The organism is Stutzerimonas tianxiuensis (assembly GCF_053470365.1).
The window spans coordinates 119,100-139,906 of record NZ_JBPVWS010000007.1 but is presented as its reverse complement, the minus strand read 5'-3'; the positions used below and the strand labels follow the sequence as shown (position 1 = coordinate 139,906).

The window sequence follows — 20,807 nt, the reverse complement described above, 5'->3', positions numbered from 1 at the left end:
CACCAGCACACCGCCACAGTGGCAATGTAAAGCGAGGCCTATCGCCTGATCTCCATTGCCTCAGGAGCTGCCATGTCGACGCGTCTTATCAGTGCCATTGCGGCAGTCGTTTCTTTCGCGACGGTCATCCATCACGAAGCCAATGCCGGTCCCGCGACGGACGTTACCCGCGAAGCGAACGCCGCCGTCTCTCGCCAACTGGACTTCAGCGACCAGCAAGCCTTCGAAGATGCCCACCGCGGCTTCATTGCCACTCTGCCAGACGCCGAGGTGACCGATGACAACGGACAGCGCGCCTGGAGCAACAAGCCGTACGCCTTTCTGAACGAAGAGCAGGCGCCGCCCAGCGTCAATCCGAGCCTTTGGCGACAAGCCCGGCTCAATGCCATTCACGGCCTGTTTCGCATCACTGACGACATCTATCAGATACGCGGAATCGACCTGGCCAACATGACCATTGTCGAGGGCAAAACCGGTCTGATCATCATCGACCCGCTGCTCACTCCCGCCACAGCACGGGCAGCGCTGGCCCTGTACCGCCAACACCGAACGGACCGTCCGGTGGTCGCCGTCATCTATACGCACAGCCACGTAGACCACTTCGGTGGCGTCAAGGGCGTGACCAGTCAGGCTGAAGTGGATGCCGGCGCGGTGCATATCTACGCGCCGACCGGGTTCATGGAGCATGCGGTCAGCGAGAACGTCATCGCGGGGAACGCCATGACTCGTCGGGCTCGCTACATGTACGGCACCGACCTGCCGATAGACCCACAAGGCCACATCGACACGGGGCTCGGCAAGGGGCTCGCGCGCGGTCCTCTGACGCTCATCCAGCCGACCGACCTGATCAGCGAAAGCGGTGTCCGCCGGATCGACGGGGTAGACATCGACTTCCAGCTGGTCCCGGATAGCGAGGCCCCGGCCGAGATGATGATGTATTTCCCAGCGCAGCGAGTGCTGAATACCGCCGAGCTCACCTCTCAGCAGATGCACAACATCTATACGTTACGGGGCGCCGAGGTGCGGGATGCGAGCCAGTGGTCGCGCTATATCGACGAGGCGCTGGATCGCTTCGGCCCGATCAGCGATGTCATCATTGCGCAGCATCATTGGCCGGTCTGGGATAGCGCGCGTGCTCAAGAATTCCTCGCTGGGCAGCGCGACCTCTACAAGTTCATACATGACCAAACAGTGCGCCTGATGAACCAGGGCTACCGCCCCGGGGAAATCGCCGAGACGCTGCAACTGCCTGCGAGCCTGGCCCAGCGCTGGTATGCCCGAGGCTACTACGGCACCCTTCGACACAACGTACGCGGGGTGTACCAACGGTATCTGGGCTGGTACGACGGCAACCCGGCCAATCTGGATTCCCCTGCCCCGGTCGATGCGGCACGCAAGACCATCGAGTACATGGGCGGCATCGAGGCAGTACTCGAGCGAGCCCGCGCCGATTATGCCGCTGGCAATTACCGCTGGGTGGCGTCGGTAATGAGCCAGGCCGTATTCGCCGAGCCGGACAACCGCGCAGCCCGTCAGCTGGGGGCCGATGCGCTCGAACAACTGGGTTACCAAGCCGAAGCCGGCCCCTGGCGTGACGTTTACCTGTCCGGCGCACAGGATCTACGCGCACCACGCGAAACCCCGCCCAGCGATCCCGAACTGCGGGCCGACCTGCTTCGCTCCCTGGACACGGGCATGTTCTTCGACCTGCTCGGCGTCCGCCTGAACGGTCCCAAGGCGGCAGACAAGCACATCGTGATCAACTGGATATTCACCGATACGGAGGAGCGCTTTCGGCTCAATCTGCAAAACAGTGCGTTGACTTGGCTCGCCGACCGCCAGGCCAGCAGCCCGGACGCCGCGCTGACTCTGACGCGCAAGACGCTCGATAGCATCCTGCTAGGCGAAAGCAGCTTTCTGAAGGCTTTGCAGAACGGCGACATCCGTGTCGAAGGCGACGTCAAGAAGGTCGTCGAACTGCTGGGCCTGATGGAAACTTTCGACCCCGACTTCCCCTTGATCGAACCGAAGGCCGGCGGCCAAGTGCCGGCACGCTAGCCGCTTCGCCTGGCGGCGGCCCACCGATAATTGTTTCATTCGGTGAATGTCAGCGTCAGCGCAGGGCCGAAGAGGTTGCCCGAAAAATGTCGTGACAAGGGTTGGCGATGAACGCGCCCGCCCCTGAGGGCATTGTCATAAGCAAAAGCCCCGGATAAGCCTCCGGGGCTTTCTGCTTCGGGGCAGGCTTGCTGACGGGTGCGTGCGCTACCCGGCCCCTGTCACGAACCACCACGTTATCCGCAACGACTGAGTTCGCGCGGTCTCGGTTGGCGAGAGGACGATGTCCTCAATGCTCGTGCTTGGCGCTGACGAAACTCAGTGACGAGAACATGCCGCGCACGCGCGCATCCGGATCATCGCTCGGAACGGTGGTGGAGGCGGCGATGACGTTGAGGCCGTGGTTACGCACGATTATCTTCGCCTTGCCGTGCTTGTCGGTGGTCGCAGCCACCTCGTCCGGGTTGTTCACGTAATCGGCGATCAACTCGACGTTGGCGGCCGGTTTGCCATCGACCAGGACCTGCACCTCCAGCGCCTGGCCTACTTCAACCACCAAGGGATCACGCTGCGGCACGATGACCAGCTTCAACTTGTCCAGCGCGGGCAGTTGCGCACCCTCATGCAGCACCGCCAGGCTGTACTTGTAGTAGTGCCCGGAATCCAGCGCGCCGGGGACCTTCGTTTCGCCAACGTTGAGCCATTGCTTGTCCGGCGCCTGAGTCCAGTAGCCGTTATCCAGCGCGACGCTGAGCACCGCCGCGGACTCCAGCGGCTTGAGGCGTGCATGGTCCTCGAGCCGCTCGACGGTGACCGGGATTCGGCTGCCATGATGATCCGTCGCCCAGGCGCCGGAGATCTTCTTCGGATCGAAGGCGTCGTCTTCGGCGCCGTGACCGTAGATCACTTCGATGTTGCCGCGACGCTCTTCAGTCCACATACCGTGGGCACTGGCCTGACCGGCCATCAACGCAGCCACCAAAGCCATGGCGTATTTCGCGTGGTGCTTGTTCATCTTTCATCCTTTGGATCGAGGAGTATTGAGCCTGCCCGGGGCGAGCCGGCTATGCGTTACAGATTCAGCGAAAGGCTCAGGCTGAGGTTGCGCGGCTCGCCAGGCATCACCCAGACGTTGCTGTACGAGCGCTCGTAGTAGGCGCGGTCGAACGCGTTATTGAGGTTCAGGCCCAGCGTCAGGTCCGGCGTGGCCTTGTAACGCGCCAGCAGGTCCACGGTGGTGTAGCCCGGCAATTCGAAGCCGCTGTCCGCCACGTTGCCGGAGCGTTCGCCGACGTAATTGACTCCGCCGCCCAGTTCCAGGCCCTGCAGGGAGCCATCAAGAAACTCGTAAACGCCCAGCAGGCTGCCGCTGTGCTCGGGCACGTTGAGCAGGCGGCTGCCGCGCCCCAGCGTGTTGTCTTCCGTGACTTCCGCATCGACATAGGCGTAGGCGCCGATCACACGGATTGCGTCGGTCAGCTGCCCCGTCAGCTGCAGGTCGACGCCGCGGCTGCGCACTTCGCCAGCGGCGATCTGGTACGCGGAGTCGACCGGATCGACGGTGAGTACGTTTTCTTTGGTGAGATGAAACGCAGCGATGGTCATGCCCACGCGGCTGTCGAGCAGGTCGAATTTGAAGCCCGCTTCGTAGCCGACGCCTTCCTCTGGATCGAATGCCGTGCCTGACGCATCAGCGCCGCTATTGGGCTTGAATGACTGCGAGGCATTGGCGAAGACGCCGACTTGAGGTGTCAGCTGATACAACGCCCCAATGCGCGGCGTGACCTTTTCATGGGTCTGCTCCACGCGCGTGCCGGCTACTTCGTTATCCAGCCGTTGCTCGTAATGGTCGTAGCGCGCGCCGATGACGCCGAAGAGTTTTTCGCTGAAACGCATCTGATCCTGCAGATTCAGCGATCTGGAGTGGATCAACTCGTGGCGATCGGTGCTACGCCCGCCCGGGCCAATGCTGAAGGGCGGGCGTGGTTGACCGTAAACGGGTTCGTAGATATCGATCTGAGAAATGGGCCGGGTACGCAGCACTTCTTCAGTCTTGGCATAGCGCTCGTATTCGGTTCCGATCAGCAGGTTGTGCTCGATGTCGCCGGTGTAGACCAGGCCGCGCAGCTCCAGCTGGGTGATGCTGTCCTGCCACTCGTAATCGCGGTAGCGGTACTCGCGATTGAGGGTTCGGGCGTCCGCCGCAAGGGTGCTCGCCTCGGTCGCGCCACCGCTTAGGCGCCCTTGCTTGTAGTGACTGGCCAGGCGGACGGTCCAGCTGGCGTTGAGGTCATGCTCGAGCTCGGCCTGCAGGCTTTCGTTGTTGTTGTCGATTTCACCGTCCCGAGGTTCTCCGAAAAAGTCGGAACGCGAGACGCTGCCCAGGTGATCGTTCGGCGCCACCACACCACGGTCGAATACCTGGCTGCTGCGGATGACCTCGGCCTGTACCAGCAGGCGCGTCTGAGGCGTCAGTTCCCAGCTGAACGCCGGTGCGAAGAACTGCCGTTCACTGGCGCGGTTATCACGGAAACTCTTGTTGTCCTCCACTGCCAGATTCATGCGATAGAGCATCGTGCCCTCGTCATCCAGCGGCGTGTTGACGTCCAAGCTGCTGCGATAGCGATCCCAGCGGCCCGCGCTCAGGTCAAGACGAGCGAACTGGTCGTTTTGCGGGCGCTTGCTGACGATGTTGAGGGTGCCACCCGGGTCACCGCGACCATACAGACTGGACGCCGGCCCCTTGAGCACGTCGATACGCTCGACGTTGGATGGGTCTTGCGGGTTCATGTAGCCGCGGTTGACGCTGAAGCCGTCCTTGTAGAACTCCGAGGTCGTCAGCCCACGAATGCTGTACTCGTACATGGTCAAGCCGCCGAAGTCGTTCTGACGAGCCACGCCGCCTGTATAGTCCAGGGCTTTTTCGATACGCGGGCTGTCCAGGTCCTCGAGCACCGTGGCGGGGATGACGCTGACCGCCTGCGGAACCTCCTCCAGCGGCGTATCCGTCTTGGTGGCGCTCGCTGACCGCCGAGTCCGGTAGCCCTCTGCTTCGACCTGTTCACGATCGGCCGTGACGACCACTTCTTCGAGAACCGCGCTGTCCGTCTCTTGTGCCAACGCCGGCATGCTGCCCAAACCTGCCGCGGCGGCAATGCCCAATATGCTTGCTGCAACCCTACTGCTGTTCATGCCCGCTTCCGACAAGATGTTATACCGTAACATTTGATCGGAAGCTGTCTGCAACTGTCAAGGCCGCAGGCGCTCTGGCAAGCCGCGTTCAGCTAGGGCAGCATGCAGCGACAACGATCCATGATGAGGAACGCAGCGATGATCGATTTCGATAACAAGGGTTTCTTCAAGCTGAAGCAGAACGATGAATACGCAGAGCGGGTCCGCTCGCTGCTACTGGACGACGAACAGGTGATCGATTCCTACAAGTCCATGCGCGACGGCGTGGTGTTTACGGACAAGCGGATCATTGCCGTCAACGTGCAGGGCATCACCGGCAGCAAGAAGGATTTCACCTCCCTGCCTTACAACAACATCGTCGCCTATTCGGTGGAGACGTCCGGGACCTTCGATCTCGACTCGGAGCTGGAGGTGTATTTCTCGTCATTGGGGAAGGTCAGGTTCGAGTTCACCGGCAGGACTTCGATCGTTGAAATCTCGAAGTACATATCCAAACATGTGCTCTGAACTGTTAAGTAAACACAAAGGCACCGCAGCGCGCTGATCGCAGCTTCGCGGTGCACGGTTCGGCTCGTTGTGCTTGTGCATAGGGTAACGAAACAACAGCAGCCCCCGCTCGCTAGCATAGGGTAGCGAGCAGCTTGAATCCGACTACAGAAACAGCAACGAAACGGGCGTCGCTACCGTTCGATCCCCACACCAGGGCAGGCTTCTTTAGCCGTTGAAGACGCCACGTCGGCACGGCGCGAATTTGGCTCGGGAGGTTTAGGTTCTTCTGTGCGGATACCTAACGCAATCAACAACGTCTCGCTCATTTCCATGAATGAATAGCCATCGGCCCATATTTCAGTCTTGCCGTTCAGTCTGTTATCCATGCTTTCCATATCCTAGGCCGGTGCGCCCACTCGGCCGTGCGTTCGAATTGTTGCGCTACGCCTGTTGGCGATACGGAGCTGCAGCATCCTGCGTGCCAACACATGAAACAGATTTTGTTGTTTTAAATCAGTAATTTAACTTTAACCGTGCAAACTTTAAGTATTGCAAGATGCACGATTACCCTACTGTACCCTTGCGATGTGCAAGTTCGCGTTTCTGTGTTGCGGGTCACAGAATGTAGACGAGCTCATGTTCGAGCACACAGCCGCCAACGTTCGCCAACGGTGAATGCACAATCCGGCCTTTGGGCATACTTGACCACCCGTCCTTGAGCAAGCGCCATGCAGATCGATGAAGAACTCACGCTGAAAAAGCTGGAGGTGTTTCTGGCCTTCATGCGCAGCGGCAATCTGAGCAAGGCGGCCGCCGAGCTGAATACCAGCAATGTCAGCGTGCACCGTGCGATCCATTCGCTCGAAAGTGCGCTGCGCTGCCCGCTGTTCAAGCACGAGGGACGCAATCTGATTCCGCTGGAAAGCGCTTATGTGCTGGAAGAAAAGGCGCAGAAGCTGGTGCAGGACGTGCTTGAAACCGTCCGCCAGACCCGCGAAGCGGCAGGGTTCTCGGCCGAGCGGTTCAAGCTCGGGGCGCTCTATTCGCTGACGGTTAAAACCGTGCCGCAGCTGATCATGGGCCTGAAGCTGCGCCGCAGCGAACTCAACATCGACCTCATTCTCGGCTCCAATATCGACCTGTTCTACAAGCTGAAAAACATGGAGCTGGACGCCATCCTGGTGTCGCTGAACGAAAGCGTCAGCCATGACCAGGATTGCGCGCAGCTGCCGCTGTTCGCCGATGACATCTTTCTCGCCGCGCCGGCGGATTCCCCGTTCGCGCAACAGGCGGAAGTCGACCTGAGCGACCTGCGCGACGCCACTTTCATTACCCTGACGCAAGGCTTTGCGACACACCAGGACGGCAATCGGGTGTTCCAGCAGGCCGGTTTCGAACCCAAGGTCGCGATGCAGGTTAATGACATCTTCACCCTGCTGAGCATGGTCAATTCAGGCGTGGGGTATGCGCTGCTGCCGGGTCGGGTGGGGATGGTCTACGAGTCGCGGGTCAAACTGGTGCCGCTGCAGGCGCGTTATCACCTGCAGCAGCATATCGGGGTGGTGTTTCTGAAGGCCAAGGAGCGCGATCCCAACCTGCTCGCGCTCCTGGCCGAATGCCGCATGTACAGCCTCAAGCATCCCAGTTGAGACCTACGGAACCATCACCTGTCGCTTGAAGATTCTACGGCAGGCAATGTGGAGCCCTAGGGTGGAAAACGGCATCGCCTTTTCCACCTTGAGAGCCCTCAACCCAGCAGCCCGCGCATGATGAAGAACAACAGTGACGGGCCAAGCAGACAGCCCAGCGCGGTATAGAACGCAGCTGTAAGGCAGCCGTAAGGCACCAGCTTGGCATCGGTCGCCGCCAAGCCGCCGGCTACACCGCTGGAAGTACCGATCAGCCCGCCGAAGATCACCGCCGCGCGCGGATTGTTCAACCCGATCATCGGAGCGAAGAACGGCGTCGCGATCATCACCAGGATCGCCTTGACGAGGCCCGCGGCGATGGACAGCGCCATGACCTCGGAGCTGGCGCCAATCGCCGCGCCGGTGACCGGGCCAACAATGTAGGTCACCGCACCCGTGCCGATGGTGGTCAGGCTGACCGCATCGGTGTAGCCGAAAGCCATGGCCACCGAAACGCCCGCAATAAACGACGAGAACACGCCGACGAACAGGGCCAGCACGCCCACCATCCCGGCGCGCTTGAGTTCCTCGACGCTGACGCCAAAGCCGGTGGCGACGATGGCGAAGTCGCGCAGCATGGAGCCACCGAGCAAACCGATGCCGGAAAACAGGGCGATGTCGACCAGGCCCTTCTGCCCGCCAGTCACCACACCGCCGATATAAGACAGCAACAGGCCGATGAGGATGGCCACCGCCGAACCGTGCAGACGGCCCTTGGTGAGCTTGTCTGACAGCCAGTAGGAGAACCACATGGTGGCGCCGATGATGGCGAAGCCGCTGATCAGTCCGTAGCCGGAGACGACCTTGAGTAGAGATTCGTACATGGCTCAGCCCTCGTTGGTCAGTGGTTTGGCTTCATCGGCTTCAAGCTTTTTTCGTCCGATCCGGTCGAGTACAGGCACCAGGGCAAAGGCGATAGCGACCGCCGCGATGCCGGCGAGAATCGCCATCGGGCCGCCGCTCAGCGCGCCATAGACGTTCTGCTGCGCAGCCATGGCCACCACGATCGGGATATACACGGCGCTCCAGAATTTGATGCCCTGCTCCGAATCCATCGTGAACAGGCCGCGCGTCTTGAGATAGCTGCCAAGCAGGATCAGCAGCACCATGGCGATGCCGACGCCGCCGACGTTGGCTGGGACGCCGATGAGCTTGCCGAGCAATTCACCGACGAAGATGCCCGTCAGCGTGCACAAGGCCAGGAAGGCCACACCGAAAATAATCATTGTTATTGTCCTTTTGGGTTGCGCTCAGCCCGGCGGTGCCGGTTCCAATGCGCGTGTGTTGTCGAGGTCGTTGTTTTTATCCATCGAACAGCGGCGAGTTCATCTCGCTCTGAATTGCACGCGGTCTATCGGCTCTGGCGGCCCTCCTGACGCAGCAAGGCGTCCAGTGTGTCCAACCGGGCGCCGTCAAAGGCGATCAGCGTACCTTGTTCAAAAACCCGTCGCGCCAGCCCGGTGAGCACCGAGCCAGGCGGCAGTTCAATGTGCAGTCGCACACCGCGCTCGTAAGCGGTGCGCAGCGTGCCGTGCCAGTCGACTACGCGACACATGTTGTAGGCGAGGTCGTCACGCAGCCGCTCGGGGTCAGCGATGGGGCGCGCTGTTGTGCTGCTCAGATAGCGAATGCGGGGGGCGCGAAGCTCGACATCAGCGAAGGCTTCAGCCAGCTTTGCGGCGGGTGCTTCCAGCAAGGCGCTGTGCGACGGCACGCTCACCGCGAGACGTTTGGCGCACGACGCGCCCAGCGCTTTGGCACGTTGGGCGACAGCCGCCATGGCAGCGTCCGCACCGGCGATGACAATCTGGTTGTCAGCGTTGATGTTGGCCAGATGCACCGGCGTGCTCTCGTCATGCACGTCGGCCAGCAGCCGCTCGACCGAGCCCAGATCCAATCCGATCACGGCGGTCATGCCGAAGCCTTCGGGGTAGGCGTTCTGCATCAGCTCGCCGCGCAGGGCGACTAGCCGGACTGCGTCCTGATAGTCCAGCGAACCCGCTACCACCGCCGCCGCATAGGCGCCAATGGAAAGCCCCGCCACGTAATCCGGGGACTCCCCGCCTCTCATCAGCAGACGTGCACCGGCGACGCCTGCAATCAACAGGCATAGCTGCACGGCGCGGGTGGAACTCAGCGCCGCTTCGCTGTCCAGACCGAGAGCATCCTCCGCCAAGGTTTCGCCAGCCTCAGCGAGGCATTCGAGGACCTCGGGCGCCTGCGGCAGGCGATGCAGCATGCCGGGCTTTTGCGCCCCCTGACCGGGAAAGGCGAACAGGCTGCTCATGCGACCATCTCCGCCTGATCCCAAGGATTCTCCACCAAGCGTGCACCGGTTACGCACTTGAGCAGAACCCGGCTGGCGCTGCCTGCCCATTCGCGCATGGCAATGGCGCCGGATGGCGTTTCCAGTTGCAGGTCAACGCGGCAGGCGGCCTCGTCCAACAACCCCAGCAGCGTGCGCGCTTTATGCCTTGGCAGCTCGATGGGCGTACGCAGCAGCAGGTCGAGGTCGCTGTCGGTATGGGCCGTTGGCAACCCTGTCGCCAGCTGAAAGCCGACCGAGCCGGTCACGCCCCAGCAGAGGCCGAGCGCATCCATGTTCGGTTTCAGCTGCTTGAGCGCATGGAGCGCAGGTAGGTCGCTCACCGGTAGCCGCTCGACCAGTTGCTCCGGACGCACCTTGCGCAGCACCGACCTGGCCGGCATCACCGAGGCATAGCGCTGATCACGACTGGAGCCGCGCAGGCCCACCGCAAGCTGACCGTTCTCTACCATGGCCCGGCGCACTACTACCGGCTGGCCGGCAATGAGCACCTCATGCGCCCAGGCGGGCGCATCGGCCTGCAGCTGTGCTGGAGTCATGCCCCAGAGCAGGTCGTGGGGGCGTGGAGTGTCGTGCATCTACAGCCTCCTCGTGATTGTTGTTGTCGAGTCGCTGATCGGTGTGGCGAATAGGGCCGCGTCAGGTGTTCGCTACCACTGCGCGCGCAGCAGCTCGCGCACCCGCGACGACGCCTCGCGGTTCGGCGCGCCGAGACGGCCGCGCAGATCGCAGCTGCCGCCGATGTCCGCCACAGCCTTGTTCAGGCAGTCGCGTACACGCTGCAGGTCGTCCGCCGAGGGCTGCTCGATGCTGTCCACCGAGAGGGTTTCCCAGAGCAGGCCGAGGGTCGCGTAGTTGTCGATGTCATAGGCCATTGGCGGCACCGATTCGGCCAGGGCTTCCAGCTCCTCGACGCTGCGCAGGGTGATGCGCGCCGCGGCGGCCTTGCCCATGGCGTGCACCATCACGCCCGGATCGCGCAGGGCGATGATCCGCTGGGCCTGATAGCCGTGCGCGAGAAAGGCACCGGACATGGCCTTGCCCACCAGCAGCGCGATCACCGGGTGCGCGGCCAGCCGTGCGCGGGCATAGCCGTCCACCGCACCGGCCAGCGCCTGGTGAATGCCCAGCGCCTCCTCGCGGCGGCCATAGGCCTGGCTCGGCACATCGACCACGGCGACCAGCACACGCTTGTCCGCCTTGTCGCGATCGGCGGCGATCGCCTCGTCCAGCGCCTGGCCCAGGGCCCAGCCTTCGAGCAGACCGACCTCGCCATTGCGCGCGCGCGGGAAGGGATTCTCGGCGTCCGGCACCACGGCGATATAGCGGGCGGCGCGCTCACCGAGCGTGCCGTCGACCACCTTCACCGAGGCCGGATAGCCCGCCAGTACCTGACCGCCGGCCAGGGCTTGCAACCAGTTCAGTCCACGGCTCATTGGGCATCTCCTTCGTAGAGGGCACGCACGGCGGCGGCATCGAGCTGCGTGCGGGTGTCGACGTCGGCCAGGCGCTGGAGGAACCAGGCGTGGCGGCGGCTGCGCGGTTGAACGGGTTTGCCGAGGGCGAACAGTTCGTGCAGTTGCGCGCGGATGGCATCGGTGTCGTCGGCGACGTAGGCGTCTACCAGACCCGAGGCGTAGCGCTGCTCGCCGCCGGTCAGGCTCCAGATGAACGGGCGGTCACGCGAGTCGTACTCGTCGAGGCCCGCTTCCTGCTCGATCACCTGCGGGCCGTTGAGGCCGACGCGGGCCTCACGCGTGACGACCAGATAACTGCACAGCCCGGCGGCGATGGACATGCCGCCGAAGCAGCCGACGGAACCGGCGACCACGCCGATCACCGGCTGGTAGTCGCGCAACTCTACGATGGCCGCCTGGATCTCGGCGATGGCGGCCAGGCCCAGGTTGGCTTCCTGCAGACGCACGCCGCCGGTTTCCAGCAGGAGCACGGCGCGGGTCGGGATGCCGTTGCGGTTGTCTTCGGCAGCCAGCTCCAGCAAGCCTGCGATCTTCGCGCCGCCGACTTCGCCCATGCTGCCGCCTTGGAAGGCGCCTTCGATGGCGGCAATCACCGCCGGCTGGCCGTCAATGGTGCCCTTGGCGACCACCACGCCGTCGTCGGCCTGGGTGACGATGCCCTGCTTCGGCAGCCAGGGCGAGGTGACGCGATCGAACGGATCGAGCAGTTCGCGAAAGCTGCCTTCGTCCAGCAGTGCGCGGGCACGCTGGCGGGCACCGAGTTCGACGAAGCTGCGCGACTCGAGTAAACGGGCCACGGTGTTAGCGGACACATCAGTCATGGCCGACCTCCTCCAGTCCCTGCTCCAGACGCAGACGCACTACGCCGGGCGTGGCCCCAAAATCGTGAATATCGATGTTCAATGCCGGTGGCATCTGCTCGCGGAACATCCGCTCGAACAGGCTCTTCCAGCGTTGTTCGGCCCCATTGACCGAGGTGACAACCTGGATCGCCAGCTTGCCGGCCTGGCCGGGTTCCAGCAGCACCTCCAGATCGCCCGAGCCGACTACGCCGACCAGGGCCTTGCCGCGGGCGGGTTGCCCGGCGGCGAATTCGAAAGACAGGGTTTCCATGTTCAGTTGCTCCCAGTCGGCGCCAGCGAAGGCGTCAAACGGTCGAGGAATAAGGTGGCGGCCAGGAGGTCGGCGGCGCCGCCCGGCGAAGCGTTGAGGGCGAGCATGTCGCGATCGAGCAGGCGCAGCTGGCGACGCCCGGCGAGACTGGTGGCGCCACCGGCTTCGAGCACGGCGCGGGCGCCGGCCTGCATGCGGTTCAGCCCTTCAAGACCGGCGCGGTGCAGCACGCAGGTGTCGGTCAGGGTGCTCATGATCGCCAGCAATGCATCGAGCCTGGCGTTCTGCTCGCCAGCGCCAGCGCGGCGGCTGGCCAGCAGCTGCGGCAAGCCACGCTCGATGACCGCAGGAAAGCCGTATTGCGCCTGCTCGCGGGCGCCGAGCACGCCGTAGCGACGGCAGACGCGCGCGCCATGGCTGTCCGGGTTGCAAGGGGCGGCCGGATCGTCCAGCCGCGCCAGGGCGGCCGCGCTGGCGGCGATCTCGCCAGCCGAAGCCCCGCCTTCCAGCATCGCCGCCGCGCTGAGCAACCCCAGCGCCCAGATCGCGCCGCGATGGGTGTTGACCCCGGCGGTGACGCGCAGCATCTCCGCTTCGCCGTCGCGGCCCAGCTGGCCGAGGGTTTCACGCAGCGCCTGGCTGACCCGGCCTTCGCTCCGCGCGGCATCGGCCATGGCGGCGAAGGCCGGCCACAGCGACTGCGCCGAGGCGTGCATCAGCCCCAGGTGCAAGTCTTGATGGGCGCCACTGCCGCGCCGGTCGACCAGCCCCGGCTTGGGCGACAGATCGGCCTCGTCGATCAGCACCTGCACTGCCAGGTCCGCCAGGCGCTCGGCCAGTGTCGGCTGCGCCTGTCTTGCAATGAGTGCGCTCATCACCAGCTCCTGAACTTAGCAGGCGGGCTGTAAAGGCCACCGGACCAGTCGACCAGCTCGGCGATGCTCTTGGCCGCCAGCAGCTCGCGGCTTGCGTCGTTGCGGCGGATGCCGAGGTCTTCCGGCAGCGCGATCAGGCCTTCGCGGCGCATGCGCTCGGTGTCTTTCGGGTTGTGTCGCAGGCCGATGCTGGTGACGCCGGCCACCGCGGCGATCATCGCCTGGCGTTCCTCCAGCGAGCGAGCCTTGTACAGGTAGGCGATGCCTTCCTCGGTGAGCAGGTGGGTGACGTCGTCGCCGTAGATCATGATCGGCGCCAGCGGCATGCCGCTCTTCTTCGCCACCTCGACCGCGTCGAGCTGCTCGACAAAGGTGGGTTTGCCGCCTTCCTGGAAGGTCTCGACCATCTGCACCACGAGCTTCTTGCCGCGCTCTAGCATCGTCACCGGGGCTTCGCCGCCGGGCATGGCCATGTCCAGCCAGGCTGGGGTCGGATGACGGCGACCGCGCGGGTCGTGGCCCATGTTCGGTGCGCCGCCGAAGCCCGCCAGGCGGCCACGGGTCACGGTGGAGGAATGCCCGTCGCCATCAACCTGCAGGGTGGCGCCGATAAACAGGTCCACCGCGTATTGCCCGGCCAGCTGGCACATCATGCGGTTGGAGCGCATCGAGCCATCGCGGCCGGTGAAGAACACGTCCGGACGCTGGGCGATGTAGTTCTCCATGCCCAGCTCGGTGCCGAAGCAGTGCACGCTCTCGACCCAACCGGTCTCGATGGCCGGGATCAGCGTCGGGTGCGGATTGAGCGTCCAGTTGCGGCAGATCTTGCCTTTCAGGCCGAGGGATTCGCCGTAGGTCGGCAGGATCAGCTCGATGGCGGCGGTGTTGAAACCGATGCCGTGGTTGAGCGACTGCACGTTGTGTTTTTCGTAGATGCCGCGGATTGCCATCATCGCCATCAACACGTGTACCGGCTTGATGTGGCGGGGGTCGCGGGTGAACAGCGGCTCGATGTAGAACGGCTTGTCCGCCACCACGACGAAATCCACCCAGCTGGCCGGGATGTCCACGCGCGGCAGCTCGTCGACGATCTCGTTGACCTGGAAAATGACGATGCCGTCGCTGAAGGCGGTCGGCTCGACCAGTGCGGGGGTGTCTTCGGTGCTGGGGCCGGTGTAGATGTTGCCGTGGCGGTCGGCCTGGAAGCCGGCCACCAGCGCGACATTGGGGATCAGGTCCACCAATAGGCGCGAGTAGAGTTCGATGTAGGTGTGGATGGCGCCGACTTCCAGCAGGCCGTCTTCCAGCAGCTGGCTGATGCGCAGGCTCTGCGGCCCGGCAAAGGAGAAGTCGAGCTTGCGCGCGATCTGCCGTTCGAACAGATCCAGGTGCTCGGCGCGGCTGACGCTCGGCATGATCATGTGCAGGTCATGCAGCTTGCCGGGGTCGGCCTTGGCCAACGAACGGGAGAGGAAATCCGCCTGCTTCTGGTTGTTGCCCTCGAGCACCACCCGATCACCAGGGGCGATCAGCAGTTCCAGGGCCTCGACGATCCGCTCGCCCGGCAGCACCACGCCGTCGGCAAGGCTGCGCACCTGATCGACACGGCGAGCTTTTTCGGCTCGGCGGCGCGACCACTGCGGCGGTGGGGAGATTGTTGTTGTCATGCTGACTCCACAGGTTTTCCGCTATGTGGAGCGCACAGTAGAAGTATGAACGGGAGGTCATCAATCAAGCGCGGAGGCGTTTCGTTACGCTGAGGTTAACGATTTGAGTACAGCGGCGCTCAGAACCAGCCCAACGTCACACTGGCGAGCAGCAAGTAGCGGCCACCCTTGGCCAGCGTTACCAGCAACAGGAAGCTCCACAGCGGCTCCCGCAGCATACCGGCGACGACTGTCAGCGGGTCGCCGATGATCGGCACCCAGCTCAGCAGCAGTGACCAGCGACCGAAGCGGTGATAACGCCGCTGGGCACGCTCCAGCTGCTGCTCGCTGACCGGAAACCAGCGCTTGTGGCGCAGGCGTTCAATGGAGCGGCCGAGCAACCAGTTGACCAAGGAGCCCAGCACGTTGCCCAGCGTGGCCACCAGCAGCAGCCCCGTCGCTGAATAACCGCCATGCAGCAACAGCCCGACCAATACAGCCTCGGACTGAGCGGGCACCAGCGTGGCCGCGGCGAAGGCGGCGCCAAACAGGCCAAGGTAGGCAGTCAGGTCGAACATGTGGGTTACGGGATCTGGGGTTTAGGTATCGCGGGCGGCGAGATAATGAGAAGGCTCGGCGAAAATCTGGCAGGCTGCAGCGTTGGCTTCACAGATGCAAGGTTACCGAGGATTTTGATGGAAGGCAGGTTGATCTACCTCATTGGCCCCTCCGGTTCGGGCAAGGACAGCGTGCTCGATGCGGCACGCGAGGCCCTGGCCAAGCGCGGCGTTCGAATCGCACGGCGGGTCATTACCCGCTCGGCCGAGGCTGTGGGCGAGTCCGCCGAGGCCGTCACCCATGACGAGTTTGACCGCCTGGAACGCGCCGGTGCCTTTGCCATGAGCTGGCGCGCCAACGAGCTGGCCTATGGCATCCCGATCCAGATCGACCAGTGGCTGGCCGCCGGTGAGGATGTGTTGGTCAACGGATCGCGTGGCTATCTGGAGCGGGCGCGCCAGCGTTATCCGGACCTGCTGGTGGTGCTGCTCAGCGTGCGGCCGGAGGTACTGCGCCAACGCCTGCTCAAGCGCAACCGCGAGACACCCGAGCAGATCGAGGCGCGGCTGGCGCGTAATGCGCGTTTCGAGGATTCGCTGGACGAACTCTTCCTGCTGGACAATTCAGGCGATCTTCAAGAGACGGTCGACAAGCTGCTGCGCATCATCGACCGCTAAAGGCTTTCATCGGCCCGGTTGCGGATGAAAGCCCGGCACTGCGTTGGGCCGATCTATGCGGCCGGCCGGCATGCTGCAGTTGAGGTCGCGAAAAGGCTGCCCGTTGAGAAGCTCCCAGCCATGCCCCGGCGAAGTCTGGCGACAAATGACTGTGCCATCGGCCTTGCTCTGCCATTGGTAATACGGCGCAGGGCCGGCCGAGGCCAACAGAGGAAGGAGCAAGCTGATTGCAAGGATTGCCGCACGCATAATTCGGGGCTTCCAGAAAGAGTCGGGCTACTCTAGCCGTATCGTTTCTCAGCGCAAGCGCTCCCGGTCGGCACGCCTCAATACCAGACCTTTTCCGCCTCGCGCATGAAGATTTCCACAGTCTTCGGCCCGATTCCTTCGAACTCGCCCAGCCGCTTCTTCAGGTCCTTGCGGTCCTTGCTCCTTTCGCGAATGTTGCCGAGCTTGCCGCCGTATTCGCTATTGAGTTTGTCGCAGAGCTTGAGCAGCCGTTCGGCGGTCGATTCGTCATAGCGCACGTAGTGACCCTCCCCCAGCATGTCCACCAGCTCTTGCCAGCTGCAGTTGCCGATCTTTCTCGGCGTGTCGCGTTTGTGCTTTTCGACGATGACACGATAGGCGTCGGCAGCAATGTCCTGCTGGATGCGCTTGCCAAACAGGAAGCTGGCGATGAACCACTTGAACAGATCGCCTTCGCCCTGACTGATATCGATCCCGAGTTGCTTCGCACTGATTTCGCTGGCCATTGCCCTGTCTCGTTCGCGGTGAATTCACCTCATTGCGACGCCAGTCAGGCTTAAGGGTTCGCCGCTAGCATCTGCAGTGATCGGCAAGAATCCGCCGATACCCCCTTAATCATGAGCGACTTCTTGCCAATGGCGACAGGCTGCCGGTTCGGAAAGGCTGGAACAGAGCCTTCAGCGCTTATGGCACAGCTCGTGCTTGGTCTGATCTGCCCGATGCGACGACCAATGACAAGAAAAGCCGCACAGCGCTTCTGCCTTCCTCCGTGAAAGCACGTCCGACGCCGTCTCCCTTTTCTTGTCCTTGCATGCAGCCCTGGCTGCAGTAGCTGATCGTCTATCGTCAGTTCTGCAAGACCAATAACAACGAAACGGAGAGACACCATGAGATTGACCAAACGCTTCAGCCTGCTCGCTGCCGCAGCAGCCTTTACGGCCAGCACCGCCGCAGTCGCTGCCCCGACCTTCATCAACATCCTCACGGGCGGCACCAGCGGTGTGTACTACCCGATCGGAGTGGGCATATCCCAGCTGTACAGCAAAGGCATCGACGGCGCGAAAACCTCCGTGCAGGCAACCAAGGCTTCGGTCGAAAACCTTAACCTGCTGCAAGCCGGCCGTGGCGAGCTGGGCTTTGCCCTCGGCGATTCCGTGGCCGACGGCTGGAATGGCGTCGAGGACGCCGGCTTCAAGGCGCCCCTGAAGAAACTGCGCGCCATCGGCGGCAGCTACCCGAACTACATCCAGATCGTTGCCAGCAAGGAGTCCGGCATCAAGACGCTGGCTGACCTGAAGGGCAAGTCGCTCTCCGTCGGCGCGCCGAAATCCGGTACCGAACTCAACGCCCGTGCCATCCTCAAGGCTGCAGGCCTGAGCTACGAAGATATGGGCAAGGTGGAATACCTTCCATTTGCCGAGTCCGTCGAACTGATCAAGAACCGCCAGCTGGATGCGACCCTGCAGTCCGCCGGACTGGGCATGGCGGCCATTCGCGACCTGGCTTCCACCATGCCGCTGAACTACGTGGAAATCCCGCAAGACGTGGTCACCAAGATCGGCAACGATGCCTACCAAGCGGCCAAGATCCCGGCAGGAACCTATGACGGCCAAGAAGCCGATGTGCCGACCGTGGCCATCACCAACATCCTCGTGACCCATTCGGACGTGCCGGATGACATTGCCTACCAGATGACCAAACTGCTGTTCGAGAACCTCGATCAGCTGGGCAATGCGCACTCCGCTGCCAAGGACATCAAACTGGAAAACGCGACCAAGGCGCTGCCGATCCCGCTGCATCCGGGTGCCGAGCGTTACTACAAGGAAGCCGGCGTACTCTGATTACGCCCTGGGCAGCCCATGTGCTGCCCAACCTGAACCGCAGGCGTCGGAGCTGACGCTTGCGGCTCGCCAATCCGAATCTGAAGAGGCGCTAGTAAAACCAGCGTGTAATCACGGCAGGTTTTGTTAGCGGCTCTACGCGACCACGCTTTATCGGCTCGAGGCAATTCATGAGCGAACTACAACAAGAGGAAGGCCTGGCAGGTAGCGCAGCCGATTGGCCAAAAGCTTTGTTTTATGTGGCCCTGCTGTTTTCCATCTACCAGATTGTCATGGCGGCGTTTCACCCGGTATCGAGCCAGGTACTGCGGGCGGGGCATGTCGGCTTCCTGCTGATGGTCGTTTTTCTGTACTTTCCCGCTGCTGGCAAGGGTCGCCCATGGCAGCCGCTGGCCTGGGTACTGGCCCTGGCCGGCATGGGCACGGCGTTCTATCAGTGGTATTTCGAAGCTGATCTGATCCAGCGCTCCGGTGACCTCACCACCCTGGACTTCGCTGTCGGCGTCCTGCTGATCGCTCTGGTGTTTGAAGCGGCCCGCCGGGTCATGGGCATCGCCCTGCCGATCATCTGCGCCATCTTCCTCGCCTACGGGCTACTCGGACAGTATCTGCCCGGGGATCTTGCGCACCGTGGCTACGGTATCGACCAGATGGTCAACCAGCTCGCCTTCGGCACCGAAGGTCTGTACGGCACGCCGACCTACGTCTCGGCCACCTACATCTTTCTGTTCATCCTGTTCGGCGCCTTTCTTGAGCAGGCCGGGATGATCAAGCTGTTCACCGACTTCGCCATGGGCCTGTTCGGCCACAAGCTGGGCGGTCCGGCCAAGGTCTCGGTGGTGTCTTCGGCATTGATGGGCACCATCACCGGTTCCGGCGTCGCCAACGTGGTGACCACCGGCCAGTTCACCATCCCCCTGATGAAACGCTTCGGCTACAAGGCCGCTTTTGCGGGCGGTGTCGAAGCGACCTCCTCGATGGGCAGCCAGATGATGCCGCCGGTGATGGGCGCCGTGGCGTTCATCATGGCTGAAACCATCAACGTGCCCTTCATCGAAGTCGCCAAGGCCGCGCTGATTCCAGCCCTGCTGTACTTCGGCTCGGTGTTCTGGATGGTTCATCTCGAAGCCAAGCGCGCCAACCTCAAAGGCCTGCCGAAAGAGGAGTGCCCCAGCGCAATGGCCGCGGTCAAGCAGCGCTGGTACCTGCTGATTCCGCTGGGTGTACTGGTCTATCTGCTGTTTTCCGGACGCACGCCGCTGTTCTCAGGAATGGTCGGCCTGGCGCTGACAGCGATCGTCATCCTTGGCTCGGCAATCATCCTCAGGGTCTCGTCATTCGGCCTGCGCATCGCCTTCTGGATCGCACTGGGCGTGCTCTGTGCCGGATTCTTCCAACTCGGTATCGGGGTCATCTTCGCGGTCATCGCGGTGCTGGTGGCGATCTGCTGGTTCATCAAAGGCGGACGCGACACCCTGGTGGTCTGCCTGCACGCGCTGGTCGAGGGCGCACGCCATGCGGTACCGGTGGGCATTGCCTGCGCCCTGGTTGGCGTCATCATCGGTGTGGTCTCGCTGACCGGCGTGGCCTCGACCTTTGCCGGTTATATCCTCGCGGTCGGTGAGAACAATCTGTTCCTTTCGCTGATTCTGACCATGCTGACCTGCCTGGTGCTGGGCATGGGCATACCGACCATCCCCAACTACATCATCACCAGCTCGATCGCCGCGCCCGCGCTGCTGGACCTCGGTGTTCCGCTGCTCGTCTCGCACATGTTCGTGTTCTATTTCGGCATCCTCGCCGACCTCACGCCGCCCGTGGCACTGGCATGCTTCGCGGCGGCGCCGATCGCCAAGGAAACCGGGCTGAAGATCAGCATGTGGGCGGTGCGCATCGCCGTTGCCGGCTTCGTGGTGCCGTTCATGGCGGTCTACAACCCCTCACTGATGATGCAGGGCGACAGCCTGTGGATGACCGCTTACATGGTGATCAAGGCCGCCTTCGCCATTGGGCTCTGGGGCATCGCCACGATTGGCTACCTGCAGCGCCCGCTCGCCTGGTGGGAGCGTGTGCTTGGGTTTGCCGCTGGCGCGACGCTGATCATGGCCATGCCGATCACCGATGAGATCGGCTTCGGCATTGGGATCCTGTTGCTGGCTCAGCACATCGTGCGCGCGCGTCGTGCCGGACCAGTACTGGCGTGATCGGACTCTGTTTGGGGGTGGCCGGGGCGGTGTGGGCGCAGGTGCCCGTCACCGATTTCACCCTGGCCTGGAACCACACCATCGAGAAGATCCGCTGGGAAGAGGATTACCGCGTGACGCCGGACGGGCTGCTGCTCGGCGAAGCGAGGGTCAAGGGTTCAGGTGCCGGGATGGAAATCCCGGATGGCGCCGAACTGCGTGACGGGGCCTGGCACTACCAGCGTCAGATGCCGCCGTTGCAACCGCTGCGAGTGGGGCGAACCCCCGAAGCAGGGGATTACCAACTGTGTTTCGACCAGCGTTGCCACGCCTTGAGCGAATGGCTAGGCCCGCCAAAAGCGGCCCAGCCCGCGCTGGAACTCTGGAGTTGTACCGCCTCGGCGGACGGCTCCAGCTAAACCTCGGCCGGCGTT

Annotated in this window: 22 protein-coding genes; 7 read left to right on the top strand and 15 right to left on the bottom strand. The window is 63.0% G+C overall.

Features of this window, described 5'->3' with window-relative positions; all coding sequences use genetic code 11:
- Positions 1-72: 72 nt before the first annotated feature.
- Positions 73-2,058: an alkyl/aryl-sulfatase gene (locus tag ACSSNI_RS11170; RefSeq protein WP_200640171.1), complete on the top strand. Its 1,986-nt coding sequence runs from the start codon at positions 73-75 to the stop codon at positions 2,056-2,058.
- A 289-nt stretch (positions 2,059-2,347) separates the two neighbouring features.
- Here the strand turns inward: ACSSNI_RS11170 and ACSSNI_RS11165 are convergent, their stop codons facing one another.
- The gene (locus ACSSNI_RS11165) at positions 2,348-3,073 is read right to left on the bottom strand and encodes a DUF4198 domain-containing protein (protein ID WP_200640172.1); all 726 of its coding nucleotides are present in this window, start codon (positions 3,071-3,073) and stop codon (positions 2,348-2,350) included.
- A 56-nt stretch (positions 3,074-3,129) separates the two neighbouring features.
- Positions 3,130-5,250: a TonB-dependent siderophore receptor gene (locus ACSSNI_RS11160; RefSeq protein WP_200640173.1), complete on the bottom strand. Its 2,121-nt coding sequence runs from the start codon at positions 5,248-5,250 to the stop codon at positions 3,130-3,132.
- Between the two features lie 138 nt (positions 5,251-5,388).
- Between ACSSNI_RS11160 and ACSSNI_RS11155 the strand changes: the two genes are divergently transcribed.
- Positions 5,389-5,757 (top strand): PH domain-containing protein, encoded by a 369-nt coding sequence (locus ACSSNI_RS11155; protein ID WP_102837622.1) that lies wholly within the window; start codon positions 5,389-5,391, stop codon positions 5,755-5,757.
- A 173-nt stretch (positions 5,758-5,930) separates the two neighbouring features.
- Here the strand turns inward: ACSSNI_RS11155 and ACSSNI_RS11150 are convergent, their stop codons facing one another.
- Positions 5,931-6,125 (bottom strand): hypothetical protein, encoded by a 195-nt coding sequence (locus ACSSNI_RS11150; protein ID WP_200640174.1) that lies wholly within the window; start codon positions 6,123-6,125, stop codon positions 5,931-5,933.
- A 342-nt stretch (positions 6,126-6,467) separates the two neighbouring features.
- On the opposite strand from ACSSNI_RS11150, the gene ACSSNI_RS11145 reads away from it, so the two are divergent.
- On the top strand, positions 6,468-7,388 hold the full coding sequence (locus ACSSNI_RS11145) for a LysR family transcriptional regulator (protein WP_200640175.1): 921 nt from the start codon (positions 6,468-6,470) through the stop codon (positions 7,386-7,388).
- 98 nt (positions 7,389-7,486) lie between these two features.
- On the opposite strand, the gene madM is transcribed toward ACSSNI_RS11145, so the two are convergent.
- From madM to ACSSNI_RS11095, 10 genes are all read right to left on the bottom strand, one after another.
- Positions 7,487-8,251: a malonate transporter subunit MadM gene (gene madM / locus ACSSNI_RS11140; RefSeq protein WP_148925683.1), complete on the bottom strand. Its 765-nt coding sequence runs from the start codon at positions 8,249-8,251 to the stop codon at positions 7,487-7,489.
- 3 nt (positions 8,252-8,254) lie between these two features.
- On the bottom strand, positions 8,255-8,653 hold the full coding sequence (gene madL / locus ACSSNI_RS11135; protein ID WP_159969501.1) for a malonate transporter subunit MadL: 399 nt from the start codon (positions 8,651-8,653) through the stop codon (positions 8,255-8,257).
- A gap of 125 nt (positions 8,654-8,778) precedes the next feature.
- Entirely contained in the window at positions 8,779-9,714 is a 936-nt protein-coding gene (gene mdcH, locus ACSSNI_RS11130; RefSeq protein ID WP_200640176.1) for a malonate decarboxylase subunit epsilon, read from the bottom strand.
- Positions 9,711-10,331, bottom strand: coding sequence for a malonate decarboxylase holo-ACP synthase (locus ACSSNI_RS11125; RefSeq protein ID WP_200640177.1), 621 nt, complete (start codon positions 10,329-10,331; stop codon positions 9,711-9,713). Before ACSSNI_RS11125 ends, mdcH begins: the two co-directional genes overlap by 4 nt.
- Positions 10,332-10,403: 72 nt before the next feature.
- A complete protein-coding gene (gene mdcE, locus ACSSNI_RS11120) occupies positions 10,404-11,189 on the bottom strand; it encodes a biotin-independent malonate decarboxylase subunit gamma (protein ID WP_200640178.1) in 786 nt (261 codons plus the stop codon).
- Complete coding sequence (locus ACSSNI_RS11115) at positions 11,186-12,052, bottom strand: biotin-independent malonate decarboxylase subunit beta (RefSeq protein ID WP_200640179.1); 867 nt, start codon at positions 12,050-12,052, stop codon at positions 11,186-11,188. Before ACSSNI_RS11115 ends, mdcE begins: the two co-directional genes overlap by 4 nt.
- Positions 12,045-12,344 carry a malonate decarboxylase subunit delta gene (locus ACSSNI_RS11110; RefSeq protein ID WP_200640180.1) on the bottom strand — a complete coding sequence of 100 codons (300 nt, stop codon included), beginning with the start codon at positions 12,342-12,344 and terminating at the stop codon, positions 12,045-12,047. The genes ACSSNI_RS11115 and ACSSNI_RS11110 overlap by 8 nt, the downstream gene beginning before the upstream one ends.
- Before the next feature lie 2 nt (positions 12,345-12,346).
- Positions 12,347-13,219, bottom strand: coding sequence for a triphosphoribosyl-dephospho-CoA synthase (locus tag ACSSNI_RS11105; RefSeq protein ID WP_200640181.1), 873 nt, complete (start codon positions 13,217-13,219; stop codon positions 12,347-12,349).
- A complete protein-coding gene (mdcA, locus tag ACSSNI_RS11100; protein ID WP_200640182.1) occupies positions 13,219-14,886 on the bottom strand; it encodes a malonate decarboxylase subunit alpha in 1,668 nt (555 codons plus the stop codon). The genes ACSSNI_RS11105 and mdcA overlap by 1 nt, the downstream gene beginning before the upstream one ends.
- A gap of 119 nt (positions 14,887-15,005) precedes the next feature.
- Entirely contained in the window at positions 15,006-15,443 is a 438-nt protein-coding gene (locus tag ACSSNI_RS11095) for a YqaA family protein (RefSeq protein WP_200640183.1), read from the bottom strand.
- Positions 15,444-15,560: 117 nt separating this feature from the next.
- Between ACSSNI_RS11095 and phnN the strand changes: the two genes are divergently transcribed.
- Positions 15,561-16,100, top strand: a complete 540-nt coding sequence (gene phnN, locus ACSSNI_RS11090) for a phosphonate metabolism protein/1,5-bisphosphokinase (PRPP-forming) PhnN (RefSeq protein ID WP_200640184.1) — start codon at positions 15,561-15,563, stop codon at positions 16,098-16,100.
- A gap of 6 nt (positions 16,101-16,106) precedes the next feature.
- Here the strand turns inward: phnN and ACSSNI_RS11085 are convergent, their stop codons facing one another.
- Positions 16,107-16,349, bottom strand: coding sequence for a hypothetical protein (locus ACSSNI_RS11085; RefSeq protein WP_234484686.1), 243 nt, complete (start codon positions 16,347-16,349; stop codon positions 16,107-16,109).
- 77 nt (positions 16,350-16,426) lie between these two features.
- Positions 16,427-16,855 (bottom strand): HhH-GDP family DNA glycosylase, encoded by a 429-nt coding sequence (locus tag ACSSNI_RS11080; protein WP_200640185.1) that lies wholly within the window; start codon positions 16,853-16,855, stop codon positions 16,427-16,429.
- A 381-nt stretch (positions 16,856-17,236) separates the two neighbouring features.
- Here ACSSNI_RS11080 and ACSSNI_RS11075 point away from each other — a divergent pair, with 381 nt between their 5' ends.
- The 3 genes from ACSSNI_RS11075 to ACSSNI_RS11065 all read left to right on the top strand — a co-directional run bounded on the left by ACSSNI_RS11075 (position 17,237) and on the right by ACSSNI_RS11065 (position 20,792).
- Positions 17,237-18,190 carry a TAXI family TRAP transporter solute-binding subunit gene (locus tag ACSSNI_RS11075; RefSeq protein ID WP_200640186.1) on the top strand — a complete coding sequence of 318 codons (954 nt, stop codon included), beginning with the start codon at positions 17,237-17,239 and terminating at the stop codon, positions 18,188-18,190.
- 170 nt (positions 18,191-18,360) lie between these two features.
- Positions 18,361-20,394: a TRAP transporter permease gene (locus tag ACSSNI_RS11070; RefSeq protein WP_200640187.1), complete on the top strand. Its 2,034-nt coding sequence runs from the start codon at positions 18,361-18,363 to the stop codon at positions 20,392-20,394.
- Entirely contained in the window at positions 20,391-20,792 is a 402-nt protein-coding gene (locus ACSSNI_RS11065; protein WP_200640188.1) for a DUF1850 domain-containing protein, read from the top strand. Before ACSSNI_RS11070 ends, ACSSNI_RS11065 begins: the two co-directional genes overlap by 4 nt.
- The last annotated feature ends 15 nt before the right edge of the window (positions 20,793-20,807 follow it).